This is a genomic window from Cupriavidus sp. AU9028 (genome assembly GCF_019795295.1).
Lineage (GTDB): Bacteria > Pseudomonadota > Gammaproteobacteria > Burkholderiales > Burkholderiaceae > Cupriavidus.
In genome coordinates, this window is the sequence record NZ_JAIMCG010000002.1 from 106,214 (window position 1) to 121,864 (window position 15,651).

The following is a 15,651-nucleotide window of genomic DNA, read 5'->3' on the forward strand; positions in this document are numbered from 1 at the left end:
AATGAGTGAAGCCGCTTATCCGCTGCACTGGGAAGACAGCGACGACAGAGGGCCGCCGCTGGTGCTGGTGGTCGACGACAACCCGGTCACGCGCTATTCGACCGCCCGCCTGCTGACTGCGGCCGGCTACCGCACCGTCGAGGCCGACACCGGCCAGCAGGGCATCGAGCGGGCCGACGAAAGCGTCTCCGCGGTCGTGCTCGACGTGCATCTGCCCGACATGGACGGCTTTGCCGTGTGCGAGTGCATTCGCGCCAATCCGTTGACCGCTTCGCTGCCGGTCATCCACCTGTCCGCCGCCTACGTCGACACCCACGACAAGGTCAAGGGGCTGGATTCCGGTGCGAACGCCTACTTGACGCATCCGGTAGAACCGATGGTGCTGACGGCGACTGTCAGTGCGCTGATTCGCGCCAGCGCCGCCGAGCGGCGGATGCGGCGAAGCGAGGCCCGCTTCCGTGCGATCTACCATCAAGCGGTGGGCGGCATCTGCGTGCTCGATGCGAAAGGACGCTTCCTCGAAGTCAACCCCGCGCTCGTCGGCATGTTGGGGCGAGCGGCCTCGGAACTCGTTGGCACCCCGCTGTCCGACCTGCTGCCGGCCGAGTTCGCCGGCGACGTGGCGCTGGCCACCGCGCCAGAGACCGGGGCGAGCTGGCGTGGCACCCTGCCGATACGCACCCCAGCCGGCAAGCTGATTCACCTGGACTGGAATATTTCGGCCGCGCTGGACTCCGGCAGCCGCGTTGCCGTCGTCTCCGACATCACCGAACGAATCGAGCTGGAGCTGCAGCGTGACCAGCTGATCGAGCGCGAGCAGGTCGCACGCACCACGGTCGAGCGGCTGAACCGGATGAAGGATGAGTTCATCGCCATCCTGTCGCACGAGCTGCGCAATCCGATCAACGTGATTTCGGTGTGGAGCCAGATCATGGCGCGGCACGCCACCAGCGACGAGTCGCGACGGGGGCTGGCGGCGATCAACCGCAGCATCCGCATCCAGCAGCGGCTGATCAACGATCTGGTCGACGCCTCCGCCCTGAACGTGGGCAAGATGCAGTTGCAGCGCGAATTGGTCGATCCGGCCGAACTGATCCAGGCGAGCCTCGCGGAAATGCAGGCCACCGCGGCGGAGAAGCGGGTCACCCTGCATGCCCGGCTGGAAGGCCTGCCGCAACGACAGTTGCTCGATCCGGGCCGCTTCCAGCAGATCGTCTGGAACCTGGTATCGAACGCAATCAAGTTCTCGCCCGCCGACGCGACCGTTCACATCGATGCCTTCGAGCACGAAGGCATGCTCCATGTGCAGGTCATCGACCGTGGCGTCGGTATTCCGTCCGACTTCATGCCGTTTCTGTTCGACCGGTTCACCCAGAGCGAGGACGCCTCGCGCCGACGCCAGGGCGGCCTGGGGCTCGGGCTCGCCATCTCCAGCCAGCTGGCCGCCATGCATGGCGGCACCCTGCGGGCGAAAAGCGGGGGCAGCGGCCTGGGATCGACGTTCGAGATCGTGGTGCCGGTGCTGCGAGAAATGCCGCCGCCGGAGGGCGAGGACGAGCCGGGGCCGATGCTCGACGAGAAGGTCCGGCTGGAAGACATGGATGTGCTGATCGTGGAAGACGATGTCGACGCGGCCAGTGCACTGTCCACCGTGCTGCGCACACAAGGCGCCTCGACCCGTCTGGCCGGCGACTACGACGCGGCGCTGGCGGCGATCGAAGAGCGCAAGCCTGCCCTGATCGTCAGCGACATCGGCCTGCCGGGGCACGACGGCAATGCGCTGATCCGCGAATTGCGGATGCGGGAGGCACGCGCCGGGCAGCCTCACGTACCAGCGGTGGCGCTGACCGCGTTTACCCGCGACAAGGACCGCAAGTCCGCGCTGGAAGCGGGCTTCGACGCGCTGTGCGGCAAGCCGATGCAACGACAGGCACTGATGCGAGCCATCGCCGCGGCAATCAGGGTCCGCGCGGCCTGACAGCCCGGCGCCTGCTGGCCAAGTCCGGCCCCGGCGGCGGGCGACCTGGTGACGGCGCTGGACGACTTCAACCAGCCGGGGCACCTTCCGCATGCTCCGGCCCTCCCGCAAGCCCGGGCGACCGCCGGCACATCGCCGTCCTTGCCCCCGCGCGGCCCAGTGACTAACCTCCAGTCAAACCAGATCGGGCGGCTGGGGGATAGCTTCGACCCGATCGATACAGCCCGAGTTCTCCGTCCGACCCGCTTCGTCCGTTGGCAACTGGCGCGCCGTCGTTGCCGGCGCACCGCCGGCTCCGCGGTCGCTTGCGCTTTTCGAAAAGCCGGGGTAAAGCCAGCAAAGCCGGAAGGAGCAACACCATGGGCATGACCGCTACGAAGGACGGCAACGAGATCTTCTACAAGGATTGGGGCGAAGGGCAGCCGATTGTCTTTCACCACGGGTGGCCGCTGAGCGGCGACGACTGGGATGCGCAGATGCTGTTCTTCCTCGCCAGGGGCTATCGCGTCATCGCGCATGACCGGCGCGGCCACGGCCGGTCCAGCCAGGCCGCCAGCGGCCACGACATGGACCACTATGCCGCCGATGTGGCCGCGATGGTCGAGCAGCTGGACCTTCGGGACGCCATCCATATCGGCCATTCGACCGGTGGCGGCGAGGCGACCCGCTATGTCGCCCGCCACGGCAAGGGCCGCGTCGCCAGGCTGGTGCTGATCGGCGCGGTGCCGCCGCTGATGGTGAAGACTCCAACCAATCCGGGCGGCCTGCCGATCGAGGTGTTCGACGGCTTCCGGCAGCAGCTTGCGGCCAATCGCGCCCAGTTCTACCTCGACGTGGCCAGCGGGCCGTTCTACGGCTACAACCGCGACGGTGCAATGGCGCAGGACGGCGTCATCCGCAACTGGTGGCGGCAGGGCATGATGGGCGGGGCCAATGCCCATTACCACGGCATCAAGGCCTTTTCCGAGACCGACTTCACCGAGGACCTGCGGGCGATCGATGTGCCCACGCTGGTGATGCATGGCGACGATGACCAGATCGTGCCAATTGCCGACTCGGCGCTGCTGTCGGTCGAGCTGCTGAAGCGGGGCACGCTGAAGGTCTACGAAGGCTTGCCGCACGGCTTGTGCACCACGCACGCCGACATGGTCAACGCGGACCTGTTGGCCTTCGTGGAAGGCTGATCGCACACGAGGGCCGCCTCGGTGGCGGCCCTGTAGCCCAGCATGATCCGGTGCGGCATGGCGTAGCGCCACGGACGCTCCCGATGCGGGGCGCAGTAGCCGTGCCGGCCGGCTGGGAAATGCCCTGGACCCGGTGCGCCCCGTCGCGGCGTTATCTCCCCGCGCTGACAATACGCTCGGACGTCGCCCTGCAGCCGCGCCACCGTCGGCGGCAGTGTAAACTGCTGGGTTTTTCCTTCCGGCGGTATGTTGCAAGTGCCTCAGCGTCCGGCCCTGTCCGGTCCCGCGCTCGTTCGCCTGCTGGCCGGCCTGTCCGGTATCGACGCAGCCGCGCCCACCGAGTCGCTCGCCAACCAGCTCAGCCAATGGCTGGGGTGGACGGAAGCGATCGCGTTGTCGTCGGCGCTGCAGGGCCCCGCCGGTGGGGCGCGCACGCTCGCGTCCGTCGCGAACGATCCGGCGCAGCGCGAGGCGCGGGAATGTGCGCGCGTGCGCACGGCGCTCGCCACCGCGATTGCCGGGGAAACCGGCGCGGGCAGCCAGCGACGCGGGCCGGGACGCCCTGCCGCGATCGCCGCGGCGATCGACGCCGCCGTCGACTACAGCGTCTACCAGCAGCGCTATCAGCATCTGCAGCAGACGATGGAAGCGGCGATCCGGCCCCTGCGCACGCGGCTGCGGGCGGCCTTGTCGGTACGCCCCGGCATGGCGCAGCTGGCCGCGGTGGATGCCGTGATGGAGCGGGTGCTCAGCCAGCGTGAGCAAAGCCTGATGGCCGGCGTGCCGGCGCTGCTGCAACCGCATTTCGAGCGGCTGCGCCAGGCGGAGGCGCTGGCGCAGCAGAGCGATGCCGCAGACACCGCTGCCCGCCCCGGCGCCTGGCTCCGGACGTTCCGGGAGGACATGCAACGCGTATTGATGGCCGAGCTGGAGATCCGCTTCCAGCCGGTCGAAGGATTGCTGGCTGCCCTTCGCGGCGGCTGATCACCGACCATGACCCGACCCTATCACTTCATTGCCGTATTCGCCGCGGGCCTGGCCGTCCTGCTCTGGATCGCGCTCGGCTATGCCGGCACCAACCTGCTGGCGCTGGCCGTCACCCTCGTCATCGGCGGCTTCTATGCAGCCGGCGCCGCCGAGCTGGTCCGCTACCGGCGCGCCACCGCGTCCCTGCACCAGGCAGTGGCGAACCTGGGCGAGACGCCGGCGTGCCTCTCGTCCTGGCTCGGCCAATTGCCTGCGGCCCTGCAGAATCCGGTGCGGCTGCGCGTCGAGGGCGAGCGCGTGCCGCTGCCCGGTCCATCGCTGACCCCGTATCTGGTCGGACTGCTGGTGCTGCTCGGCATGCTGGGGACCTTCCTCGGCATGATCGCCACGCTGCGGGGCACGGGCCTTGCACTGGAGACCGCCGCCGACCTGGCAGCAATCCGCAGTTCGCTGGCCGCGCCCGTCAAGGGGCTGGGATTTGCCTTCGGCACCTCGGTGGCCGGCGTGGCGACCTCCGCCATGCTCGGCCTGCTGGCCGCGCTGGCGCGGCGCGAGCGGGTGCACGCCGCGCAGGCGCTCGATGCCGCCATTGCCACCACGCTGCGCCCCTACTCCCGCGCGCATCAGCGCGACGAGGCGTTCCGGCTGCTGCAGCGCCAGGCCGATGTCATGCCCGCGCTGGTCGAACGCATGCAGGACATGATGCATGCGATGGAACAGCAGAACCGGCTGCTGGGCGAGCGGCTTGCCGAAGGCCAGGCCGCGGCGCGCGAGAGTACCGAGCAGGCATGGGGCCGCCTGGCGGCGTCGGTCGGGCAGGCGCTGCAGGAAAGCGTCGCCAACGGCGCCGAGGCAGCGCGCGCGGCGATCGAGCCGTCCGTGCAGGCGACCATGGCCAGCCTGGCCGGCCAGTCGGCGGCGCTGCGCGAATCGGTGGACCGCGCGGTGCAGCAGCAGCTGGACGGCATGACGCAGCGCCTGGACAGCACCGCGGCGGAGCTGACCCGCCGCTGGAACGACGCTCTGGACGGCCAGCAGCGCACCAACGACGCGACGGCGGCGCGCACGCAGGCCATGCTGGAAGCGTTCAGCGAGTCCTTCGAGCGGCGCGCAACCGCGCTGGTCGAGACCGTCGGCGCGCGGCTGGACGCGAGCAGCGAGCGCACCGCGCTGGCCTGGGAGGCAGCGGCGGCGCGCCAACTGAGCGCCGGCGAACAGCTCGCCGCAGCCAGCCAGCAGGCCGTCACGGCCGCGTCCGCCGCCTTTGCCCAGCATGCCGCCGCACTGCTGGAATCGGTCGACCGGTCGCACGGCGCGCTGCAGGATCGCCTGCAGGCGGCGGACGAGGCGCGCCTTGCAGCATGGCGCGAGGCGCTCGCCGACAGCGCCGCGCAGCTGCGCGCCGGCTGGGAACACACCAGCGAGGCGGTCACCGCGCGCCAGCAGGCGATCTGCGAGACGCTGTCACACACCTCGCTCGACATCGCGTCGCGCGCGCAGGAGCACGCGACGCGGACCATCGCCGAGATCGACCGTCTGCTGCAAGCGGCTGCACAGGCACCGAAGGCAGCGGCGGCGCTGCACCAGGAACTGGCCGAGCGCGACGCGCAGCGGCTCGCCGCCTGGAGCGCGCAGCTGGAGAGCATCGCCCGCAGCGTGGGCGCGCAATGGGAACAGGCCGGCCAGCAGGCCGCGCAGCGTCAACAGCGCATCTGCGAGACGCTGGCGCAGACCGCCAGCGAACTGGGCGCGCGTACCGAGGCGCAGGCCAGGGACACCATCGCGCAAGTCGCGCAACTGGTGCAGAGCGCCGCCGAGGCACCGAAGGCCGCCGCCGAGGTGATTGCCGAACTGCGGCACAAGCTGACCGAAGGCATGGCGCGCGACAACGCCATGCTGGAGGAGCGCGGCCGGCTGCTGGAGACGCTGGCGACGCTGCTCGATGCCGTCAATCATGCGTCCAACGAACAACGCGTGGCGCTCGACCGGCTGGTCGGCTCCACGGCCGATCTGCTGGACCGGGTCGGATCGCGCTTTGCCGATACCGTTGCAGCGGAAAGCGGCAAGCTTGCCGGGGTCGCGGCACAGGTCAGCGGCAGCGCGGCCGAGGTGGCGAACCTGGGCGAGGCGTTCGGTACGGCCGTGCAGCAGTTCGCCAGCGCCAACGAGCGGCTGCTCGAACGCCTGCAGGCGATCGAGGCGGCGATGGACAAGTCGCTGTCCCGCAGTGACGAACAACTGGCCTACTACGTCGCGCAGGCACGGGAGGTCGTCGACCTGAGCATCCTGTCCCAGAAGCAGATTCTCGAGGAGCTGCAGCAGGCCGGTGGCGGCCGGGCAGCCGGCATGGCGGCATGAGAGACGACATCGACGCCGCCGTGGAGCCGGCGGCGCCCGCCTGGGCCGTCTTCGGCGACCTGATGTCGGTGCTGCTGGGCGCCTTCGTGCTGATCCTGCTGGCGGTGATCGGCTTCCAGCTCGAACTGTCCGCCCGGCTGGAAGACGAAGTACGCCAACGCCAGCAGGAGATGCAGCGCCGGCAGACACTGGAGCAGGCACTCTCCGGGCCGCTGGCCAGCGGACGCGTGACGCTGGTCAACGGGCGCATCGGCATCAATGGCAGCGTGCTGTTCGCCGTCGCCTCCGACGAGCTGCAGCCGGAGGGCGTCGAGCTGCTGCGCAGCCTGGCCGGTCCGCTGACGGCGTATCTGCGCTCGCGCGACGAAATCCTGATGGTCAGCGGTTTCACCGACGACCGGCAGGTACGCGATGGCAATGGCCGCTTTGCCGACAACTGGGAATTGAGCGCGCAACGCGCGCTGACGGTCACGCGCGCGCTGATCGCGGCGGGCGTGCCGTCCTCCTCGGTGTTTTCCGCCGCGTTCGGCTCGCAGCAGCCGGTGACCTCCAACGCCGATGCGGCCGGCCGCGCAAAAAACCGCCGCGTCGAGATCGCCCCGGTGCCACGCGTGTCGATGGGCGCGGCGCCGGCGGCGCGCTGACCGGCACAGCCATCATGCAAGACAGCGACCAGCGCGACCGCCCGGATGCGAAGCGAGACCCCAGCGCCGGCCCACTTGCCGAGCTGACCCGGCATCTCGCCGCCCAGCGCGCAGCGACGCCGCAGCTCGCGCGCATGGACCAGGGGGCGGCACTGGACCCGCAATTGACCGGCTATTTCCGCGACACCTGGAGCCGCGTGCGGGCGCGCGGACAGCTGCGCCAGTCGCTGCAGCGGGTCCCGGAGAACGCGGGGCCGCTCAACTCCAGCCATCTGCTGCACCGGGCGCTGACGGTGATGGAGCAGGCTTCGCCGGCCTATCTGCGCGAATTCCTGGCCTACGCCGACGCGCTGGCGTGGCTGGAAGGGATCGCGCCTGCGCAGGGGGCGCCGGTCAAGGACGGCCGCGCAGCCGCCCCGCGCAAGGCCGGCAAGGCGAAAGGCAGGAAGCCCTAGCCGCGCCAGCGGCCGATCCCCCGATGCGCGGGCGGCGGCCCTCTCCCGCGGCCCCGCTCTCGCAAGCGGGCGAAGGGAGCAACGCGGCGGCACAAGCGCCGTCCCCGTTGTCAGACGCCTTCGGATGGAACCTTTTTGCCCTCCGGGCGATGATCGCCAGGCGGCTGGCACGCTGCCGCCGCTTGCGAGGGACCGCCTGACGCCAGGAATCCGGCTTCCGATCCGCCCGGCCATTTCCGCCACCTCTGCACCGCACGATGGGCGCCACCAGCGACGAATACCAGTTCAAGCCGCACGAACGGCCGATGATGCCGGGCTCGCCCGCGACGCCGGATCATCCCGTCCCGCGGCGCATCGCGTACTTCTGCGTCGGCAGCCTGCTCGGCCTGACCGGCGGCTTCGGCAACGCGCTGGTGGTGGCGAACCTGAGCCATATCCAGGGAGTATTCGGCCTGTACAGCGACGAAGTGGCCTGGTTGTCCACGGTCTACGTCATGACCAACGTGACCATGAGCCTGCTGCTGATCAAGTTCCGGCAGCAGTTCGGCCTGCAGCGCTTCACGGCGATTTTCCTGCTCGGCTACGTCGCCCTGGCCCTCGCCCACATCTTCGTGCACACCTTCGAAACGGCGTTGCTGGTGCGCGCGGCAAACGGCATTACCGCCAGCGGCCTGAGCACGCTGGCGCTGTTCTACATGATCCAGTCGATGCCCCCCGTGCATCGGCTGAAGGGCATCGTGCTGGGCATCGGCGTGCCGCAGCTTGCGACGCCGCTGGCGCGTACCCTCACCTCGGGCATGCTCGAAGCCGGCAACTGGACCTCGCTGTACCTGTTCGAGCTGGGCCTGGCGCTGCTGTCGCTGGCGGCGGTGGCGCTGCTGCGTCTGCCGCCCAGCGAGCGGATCCGCGCCTTCGAGCCGCTGGACTTCGTCACCTTCGCGCTGTTTGCCCCCGGCATCGCGCTGCTGTGCGCGGTGCTCGGGCAAGGCCGCATCGTCTGGTGGACCGAGGTGCCATGGCTGGGCTACGCGCTGTGCGGCGCGGTCGTGCTGATCACCGCTGCATTGTGGATCGAGCACAACCGCGCCAATCCGCTGCTCAATACCCGGTGGCTCGGCAGCCGCGACATCGTGCGCTTCGCCGTCGTCGCGGTATCCGTGCGGATCCTGCTGTCCGAACAGAACTTTGGTGCGGTAGGACTGCTGACGGCGCTTGGCCTGAACAACGACCAGCTGGTCTCGCTGTTCGCGGTGGTCACCGCGGCGACCATCGCCGGCATCGCGGTCAGCGCCTTGACACTGAATCCCGCCAATATCGAGCGGCCCATCCGCATCTCGCTGGTCCTGATCGCCATCGGCGCCTTCATGGACGCGCGCTCCACCAACCTGACGCGGCCGGCCACGATGGTCCTGAGCCAGGCGCTGATCGCCTTTGCCGCCGTCTATTTCATGGGGCCGGCGCTGCTCAGCGGCATGCTGCGCGCGCTGTCGCGCGGCATGAGCCATATCGTCAGCTTCTCGGCGCTGTTCAGCATCACGCAGTCGCTTGGCGGACTGGGCGGCACCGCGTTGCTCGGTACCTTCCAGGTGTACCGCGAGAAATTCCACTCGCATGCGCTGGCGCAATCGATCTCGCTGTCCGACCCGCTCGATGCCGCCCGCATCCAGGCGCTGGGCAACGCCTATGGCCGGGTCGTGCAAGACCCGGCGCTGCGCCAGTTCGAAGGGGTGGCACTGCTGAGCCAGCAGGTCACGCGGGAAGCGAACGTGCTTGCCTTCAACGATGTCTTCCTCGTGGTCGGTACGGTGGCCGCGCTGACCTTTGTCTGCCTGTTCGCCATCTACGTGCGTGACCGCATCCGCGGCCATGATCCGATGGCGGAGACGCTGGCCGAACTGGCCCGCAGACGGGCACAGGCACAGCAAGGCACGCCGCCTGCCCCCGCGAGCAGCAATCAGGAGAAACAGTGAGGGAACGCGATCAGGACGACCGGCAGCAACCTTCGGCGGGCGGCCCTGGTGCCGCGCGCGACGGCAAGGACGAACGGCTGGAGGACCCGGTCGAGGTCGCCGAAGGCGAGCCTGCTGCCAGCCACGAGCCGGCCCGGGGATGGGCACCGCCGCGCGGTTCCCGCCGCGCCACGCTGGCGGTCGTGCTCATCGCGCTCGCCGCCATCCTGATCATCCTCTATGCCTGGGGCCTGCCCCCGTTCAGCCATGTCCTGCAGGGCACGGACAATGCCTATGTCCGCGGGCAGACCACCATCATCAGCCCGCAGGTCAGCGGCTATGTGGTGCAGGTACCGGTCCACGACTTCCAGCAGGTCAAGGCCGGACAGGTCCTGCTGAAGATCGACGACCGCATCTATCGCCAGCGGGTCGAGCAGGCACGCGCCAATCTGGATACGCAGATCGCCAGCCTGAACAACCTGGACCAGACCGAACGCTCGCGCCGCGCCACCGTGTCGGCGCAGCAGGCGAACGTCGCCAATGCCAGGGCGCAGTTGCTGCGCGCGCAGGCCGACATGCGGCGCGTGGAGGAACTGGTGGCGGACGGATCGGTATCGCTGCGCGAGCGCGACCAGACCCGGGCCCAGTTGCGGCAGGCGGAAGCGGCCGTGGAACAGGCATCGGCGTCGCTGGCGATTGCCCGGCAGGATGTGGCCGCGGTCGGTGTCAACCGGGAAGGACAGCGCGCCGCGGTGGAAGCGGCCCGCGCCGCGCTGAAGCTGGCCGAGATCGACCTGGCCAACACGGTATTGCACGCGCCGCAGGACGGCCAGCTGAGCCAGATCGCCGCAAGGCTCGGCCAATATGTCACCGCGGGCACGCAGTCGATGTTCCTGGTGCCCCCGCCGCGCTGGGTGATCGCCAACTACAAGGAGGGCCAGACCTCCCGCATGGCCCCGGGACAACCGGCCAGCTTTCGCGTGGACGGCCTGGACGATGCCCGCTTCACCGGACGGGTGGAGCAACTTGCGCCCGCCGCGGGATCGGAATTCAGCGTAATCCAGCCGGACAACGCCACGGGCAATTTCGTCAAGGTGGCCCAGCGCATCTCGGTGCGCATCGCCATCGACGACGACCAGCCGCTGGTGGCCCGGCTGCGGCCCGGCATGTCAGTCCGGGTGGAGGTCGACACGAGCGGTGGCAAGGCCGGCACGCCATGACGCAACTGTCGCTGCGCCGCCTGTCCCTTGCCGCGCTGGCGCTGGTGCCGGTGGTGGCATTGCTGATGTCCGGCTGCGCCGGTCCACGGCCTGCCGCGCCGGAGGCGGCCGCCGTGACGCCGCCCCCTGCATGGCGCGAGCAGGCCGGCCCGGCCGCGCCAATCGAACGGGACTGGTGGCGGCGCTATGGCGACCCGGTCCTGACCCAGCTGGTGGAAACCGCGCTGCGCAACAATCCCGATCTGGGCATCGCTGCGGCGCGCCTGGCCGAGGCCAACGCACAGCAACGTCTCGCGCGTGCGCAGATGCTGCCGACACTGGATGCCGTGGCCAGCGGCGGCCGCTCGCGCAGCCTCAGCGCCCTCGGACGGGAGAGCCTCTCGAACACCTTCGAGCCGCAGCTGGAAGCCGCCCTGCCGCTGGACCTCTACGGACGGCTGTCCGATCTTCAGCAGGCGGCACGGCTGGGCGGCATCGCCGCACACGCCGCCCGCGACGCCGCCATCCTGACGGTCGCGGCCAGCACCGCACGCGCCTATCTGACGCTGCGCGCCTTCGATGCGCAGCTGCAGGTGGTGCGCGACACCCTACGGGCGCGCGAAACCGCGTTGCGGCTGGCCCGCCGCCGGGCCGAGGCAGGCTACACCTCGGAACTCGAACTGGAGCAGGCCCGCGCCGAATACGAAGCTACCGCGCAGGCCGTGCCGCAGGCCGAGCTGGCCGTCTCCCAGCAGGAAAACGCGCTGCTGCTGCTGACCGGCGACACGCAGGCCACTGCCATTCCCCGTGGCGAGCCGCTGTCCGCCTTGCGCATTCCCGCCCTTGCGCCCGGGCTGCCGGCCGAACTGCTGCGGCGGCGCCCCGATCTGGCGCAGGCCGAGTATCAGCTGGCGGCCAGCGACGCCAATCTGAGCGCCGCGCGCAAGGCCTTCCTGCCGCAGATCGACCTGACCGCCTCCACCGGCCTGCTGTTTACCAGCGCGGTGTCCGGTCCGATACAGCTATGGAGCATCGGCGGCAGCATCCTTGCGCCGATCTTCGCGGGCGGCAGGATCGAGGCCAGCGCGGATCTCGCCGCGGCACAGCGCGATCAGGCGGCGTTCGCGTACCGGCGTACCGCCTTGGCCGCCTTCCGGGAGGTCAACGACAACCTTGCCGCGCTGTCGCGGCTCGACGCGCAGGCGCAGCGCCTGCGAGCCCAGCGCGACGCACTCGCGGCTGCCCTGCGGCACGCCACCAACCGGTACCGCGCCGGCTACTCCCCCTACCTGGAGCAGCTCGATGCGCAGCGGGGCCTGCTCAATGCCGAACTGAGCCTGATCCAGGTGGAAGCCGACCGCTTCGGCGCCAGCGTCGCGCTGTATCAGGCGCTGGGCGGCGGCTGGGACGCCGCGCTGTTGCGGCAATAGCGGATCCACGATTGCCTTGGGTCACTCCTGCCCTTGCGCAGGTGCGGCGCCGGGCCCCTTGCCTTTACATCGGCGCCGGCCCTGCCTTAAATGATCGGCACCAGCTGCCTCCGCCGATCCCCTTGCCCGCCTGACGCGACCTCCCCATCGACTGCATGGATGCCGCATGCGGCCGCGGGCCGGCCGGACGGCCCGTCGAGACCGCTGCGTCAACGTACTGCGGGGGTGGAGCATGTCCGATGTAACCAGACAACAAATCGACGATTGGATGGCGGGGCTGCGCGGCGCCGTGATACAGCCGGAGGACCCCGGCTACGAGGCAGCGCGGCAGGTGTGGAACGGCATGGTCGATTGCAGGCCGGCGGCGGTGGTTCGTTGCGCGGGCGTCGCCGACGTGCAGGCGGCGCTGGCCTTTGCCCGCTCGAACGGCATGCGCGTGGCGGTGCGCGGCGGCGGGCACAATATCGCCGGCACCGGCGTTTGCGACGGCGGGCTCGTGATCGACCTGTCGATGCAGCGGGGCGTGCGCATCGATCCGGATGCGCGCATGGCGTGGGTCGATCCCGGCGCCACCCTCGCCGACTTCGATCATGAGGCGCAGGCCTTCGGCCTTGCCACCCCGCTTGGCATCAATTCGACCACCGGCGTGGCGGGGCTGACGCTGGGCGGCGGCTTCGGCTGGCTGAGCCGCCGTCATGGCATGACGGTCGACAACCTGCTCGGCGCGCAGATGCTCACCGCCGACGGCAGGCTGCACCGCCTCGACGCGAAGCACGAAGAGGACCTGTTCTGGGCGATCCGAGGCGGCGGCGGCAACTTCGGCGTCGTCACGATGTTCGAGTTCGGCCTGCATCCCGTGGGACCGGAAATCTATGGCGGCCTGGTGGTCTATCCCGCCGAGCAGGCCGACCAGGTGCTGCCGGCCTATCGGCGCTTCATCGCCGCGGCTTCCGACGATCTCGCGGTATGGGCCGTGCTGCGGCTGGCGCCGCCGCTGCCGTTCCTGCCGCCATCGGTGCATGGACAACCGGTGGTCGTGTTCGCCAGCTGCCATGTCGGCAAGCCGGACAGCGGACCCGACGCGGTGGCGCCCGTGCGCGAGTTCGGCCAGCCTTGCGGCGAGCATCTGGGACCGATGCCCTATACCGCCTGGCAGAAGGCCTTCGATCCGCTGCTGACGCCCGGGGCGCGCAACTACTGGAAGTCGCACAATCTGGCTTCGCTCGGCGATCCGGTCTTTGCCGCGCTGATGCAGGCGCTGCGCGAGGTGCCCTCGCCGGAATGCGAGATCTTCATCGCGGCGCTGGGCGGCGAAGCCGGCCGCCCTGCCGGCGACGCGATGGCCTACGCGCACCGCGACGCCGACTTCATCGTCAATATCCACGGCCGCTGGCAGCGCGCCGAGGATGATGCCCGCTGTGTCGGCTGGGCGCGCGAGAGCTTCGACCGGTTGAGCCAGTTCGCCCTTGGCACCGTCTACGTCAATTTCCTGACGAGCGACGAGTCGCCGCGGGTCAGCGCCGCCTATGGGCCCAACTACGAGCGGCTCGCCCGCATCAAGGGCCGGGTCGATCCGAACAACCTGTTCCGCGGCAATCAGAATATCGCGCCGCTGCAGTAGCCTGTTGCCCGCTCCTCCCCGTTCGTCACGGGAGGAGCGAGTCTCCATCCGTCCCCGCTCGCCGGTCGCATCGGTGCGGCGGCTCTGGCACGCCGGTTGCATTCCATCTTGGATACAAGATTGGATGCACCGAAATGCGACCTGAACACTCTCCGACGACCCCTGCTGCACCCGGCTCTGCACCGGCCTGGATCCTCCGCCTCGATATCGCTGCGCAAGCGCGGCCCACGCCGTCGGGCCGCGCCCTGGAAGGGCTCACCTTCGCCATCAAGGACAACATCGACGTTGCCGGGCACCCGACCACCGCGGCATGCCCGGGCTTCGGCTTCGTGCCGCAGCAAAGCGCCCCCGTGGTGCAGCGGCTGCTCGACGCTGGTGCACGACTGCTGGGCAAGACCAACCTCGATCAGTTCGCCTGCGGGCTGAACGGAACCCGCTCGCCGCATGGCGCCGTGCCGAACGCCATCGATGCGCGCTTCGTCTGCGGCGGCTCGAGTTCCGGTTCCGCATACGTGGTGGCGACGGGCGAGGTGGACTTCGCACTGGGAACCGATACGGCCGGTTCCGGGCGGGTACCGGCGGGCCTGAACAACATCGTCGGACTGAAGCCGAGCAAGGGCCTGATCAGCGCGCGCGGCGTCGTTCCCGCGGCGCAAAGCGTGGATTGCGTATCGATCTTCGCCCGCACCGTCGGAATGGCCGCACGCGTCCTTGCCAGCGCTGCCGGGTACGACGCGCACGACCCGTACTCGCGACCGCTGACACTCGCCTCGCAGCCCTTTCCGGCCGCGTTTCGCTTTGGCGTACCCGAGCAGCTCGAATTCTTCGGCGATGCGCTGGCCCGCCGCGAGTTCGACGAGGCCATCGAACGCCTGCGCGGCCTTGGCGGCGAGCCGGTGCCGATCGATTTCGCTCCGCTCGCCGAAGCCGCTGCGCTGCTCTACGAGAGCGCGCTGGTGGCCGAGCGCTATGCCGCGATCCGGCCCTTCTTCGATGCGCACGAGGACCAGGTCGTCGAGCCGGTGCGCTCGATCCTCGCCGCCGGCCGCGCCTATGGCGCCGCCGATGTCTTCGAGGCGCAGACGCGCCTGCGCATGCTGGGCCAGCAGGCAGCGGCGATGTGGCAGAGCATCGACCTGCTGCTGGTGCCCACCGCGCCGACCCACTACACCATCGAGCAGATGCGCGCCGACCCGATCGCCTTGAACCGCAATCTGGGCGCCTACACCAACTTCGTCAATCTGCTCGACTACGCAGCGCTGGCCGTGCCCAGCAGCCTGCGTGAAGACGGCCTTCCGTTCGGCATCACGCTGATCGGCCCGTGCGGCAGCGATCTGCAACTGGCCGAGCTGGGCCAGCGTTACCACCATTGCACCGGCCTCGCCCAGGGCGCCACGGGCGAGCCGCTGCCGCCTGCCGAACCGATCCCGGGGTTGCTGCCGCGCACGGCGGCAACCGTGCAGGTGGCGGTGGTGGGCGCGCACCTGAGCGGCATGCCGTTGAACACGCAGCTGACCGAGCGAGGCGCCCGTCTGCTGCGTGAGGCGTCGACCTCGCCCGACTATCGGCTCTACGCCCTGGCCAACACCTCCCCGTCCAAGCCTGGCCTGCTGCGGGTCGAGCCGGACACCGGCGCCCGTATCGCCCTCGAAGTGTGGGAGATGCCGCTGCAGGCGTACGGCGGCTTCGTCGCGCTGATTCCCGCGCCGCTTGGCATTGGCCGGATCCGGCTCGATGACGGCGGCGAAGTCCAGGGCTTTCTCTGCGAGCCCATCGCGCTGCAAGGCGCAACCGATATCAGCGAGTACGGCGGCTGGCGCGCATGGATTGCCGCGCAGGCCTGAAC

The 15,651-nt window shown here is 69.8% G+C and carries 11 protein-coding genes; all 11 read left to right on the forward strand.

The window, feature by feature from the left end:
• Position 1 precedes the first annotated feature (1 nt).
• The 11 genes from K6V06_RS02815 (at position 2) to atzF (ending at position 15,649) form a co-directional block, all read left to right on the forward strand.
• Positions 2–1,978: a response regulator gene (locus K6V06_RS02815; protein WP_222240067.1), complete on the forward strand. Its 1,977-nt coding sequence runs from the start codon at positions 2–4 to the stop codon at positions 1,976–1,978.
• Positions 1,979–2,337: 359 nt separating this feature from the next.
• Positions 2,338–3,162, forward strand: coding sequence for an alpha/beta fold hydrolase (locus tag K6V06_RS02820; protein ID WP_222240068.1), 825 nt, complete (start codon positions 2,338–2,340; stop codon positions 3,160–3,162).
• Positions 3,163–3,408: 246 nt separating this feature from the next.
• The gene (locus K6V06_RS02825; protein ID WP_222240069.1) at positions 3,409–4,146 is read left to right on the forward strand and encodes a DUF3348 domain-containing protein; all 738 of its coding nucleotides are present in this window, start codon (positions 3,409–3,411) and stop codon (positions 4,144–4,146) included.
• 9 nt (positions 4,147–4,155) lie between these two features.
• Positions 4,156–6,507, forward strand: a complete 2,352-nt coding sequence (locus tag K6V06_RS02830; RefSeq protein ID WP_222240070.1) for a DUF802 domain-containing protein — start codon at positions 4,156–4,158, stop codon at positions 6,505–6,507.
• Complete coding sequence (locus K6V06_RS02835) at positions 6,504–7,151, forward strand: OmpA family protein (RefSeq protein WP_222240071.1); 648 nt, start codon at positions 6,504–6,506, stop codon at positions 7,149–7,151. The genes K6V06_RS02830 and K6V06_RS02835 overlap by 4 nt, the downstream gene beginning before the upstream one ends.
• 14 nt (positions 7,152–7,165) lie before the next feature.
• On the forward strand, positions 7,166–7,606 hold the full coding sequence (locus K6V06_RS02840) for a DUF2894 domain-containing protein (protein ID WP_222240072.1): 441 nt from the start codon (positions 7,166–7,168) through the stop codon (positions 7,604–7,606).
• A gap of 257 nt (positions 7,607–7,863) precedes the next feature.
• On the forward strand, positions 7,864–9,576 hold the full coding sequence (locus K6V06_RS02845; protein WP_222240073.1) for an MFS transporter: 1,713 nt from the start codon (positions 7,864–7,866) through the stop codon (positions 9,574–9,576).
• Positions 9,573–10,775: an HlyD family secretion protein gene (locus tag K6V06_RS02850; RefSeq protein ID WP_370637368.1), complete on the forward strand. Its 1,203-nt coding sequence runs from the start codon at positions 9,573–9,575 to the stop codon at positions 10,773–10,775. Before K6V06_RS02845 ends, K6V06_RS02850 begins: the two co-directional genes overlap by 4 nt.
• Positions 10,772–12,184 carry an efflux transporter outer membrane subunit gene (locus K6V06_RS02855; RefSeq protein ID WP_222240074.1) on the forward strand — a complete coding sequence of 471 codons (1,413 nt, stop codon included), beginning with the start codon at positions 10,772–10,774 and terminating at the stop codon, positions 12,182–12,184. The genes K6V06_RS02850 and K6V06_RS02855 overlap by 4 nt, the downstream gene beginning before the upstream one ends.
• Positions 12,185–12,416: 232 nt before the next feature.
• Complete coding sequence (locus K6V06_RS02860) at positions 12,417–13,805, forward strand: FAD-binding oxidoreductase (protein ID WP_222240075.1); 1,389 nt, start codon at positions 12,417–12,419, stop codon at positions 13,803–13,805.
• A gap of 134 nt (positions 13,806–13,939) precedes the next feature.
• Positions 13,940–15,649, forward strand: coding sequence for an allophanate hydrolase (atzF, locus tag K6V06_RS02865; protein WP_222240076.1), 1,710 nt, complete (start codon positions 13,940–13,942; stop codon positions 15,647–15,649).
• Positions 15,650–15,651: the final 2 nt, after the last annotated feature.

Bases quoted from the DNA above. Each gene is read 5' to 3' on its own strand.
- K6V06_RS02815 (WP_222240067.1), top strand. From the start codon at position 2: ATGAGTGAAGCCGCTTATCCGCTGCACTGGGAAGACAGCGACGACAGA.
- K6V06_RS02820 (WP_222240068.1), top strand. From the start codon at position 2,338: ATGGGCATGACCGCTACGAAGGACGGCAACGAGATCTTCTACAAGGAT.
- K6V06_RS02825 (WP_222240069.1), top strand. From the start codon at position 3,409: ATGTTGCAAGTGCCTCAGCGTCCGGCCCTGTCCGGTCCCGCGCTCGTT.
- K6V06_RS02830 (WP_222240070.1), top strand. From the start codon at position 4,156: ATGACCCGACCCTATCACTTCATTGCCGTATTCGCCGCGGGCCTGGCC.
- K6V06_RS02835 (WP_222240071.1), top strand. From the start codon at position 6,504: ATGAGAGACGACATCGACGCCGCCGTGGAGCCGGCGGCGCCCGCCTGG.
- K6V06_RS02840 (WP_222240072.1), top strand. From the start codon at position 7,166: ATGCAAGACAGCGACCAGCGCGACCGCCCGGATGCGAAGCGAGACCCC.
- K6V06_RS02845 (WP_222240073.1), top strand. From the start codon at position 7,864: ATGGGCGCCACCAGCGACGAATACCAGTTCAAGCCGCACGAACGGCCG.
- K6V06_RS02855 (WP_222240074.1), top strand. From the start codon at position 10,772: ATGACGCAACTGTCGCTGCGCCGCCTGTCCCTTGCCGCGCTGGCGCTG.
- K6V06_RS02860 (WP_222240075.1), top strand. From the start codon at position 12,417: ATGTCCGATGTAACCAGACAACAAATCGACGATTGGATGGCGGGGCTG.
- atzF (WP_222240076.1), top strand. From the start codon at position 13,940: ATGCGACCTGAACACTCTCCGACGACCCCTGCTGCACCCGGCTCTGCA.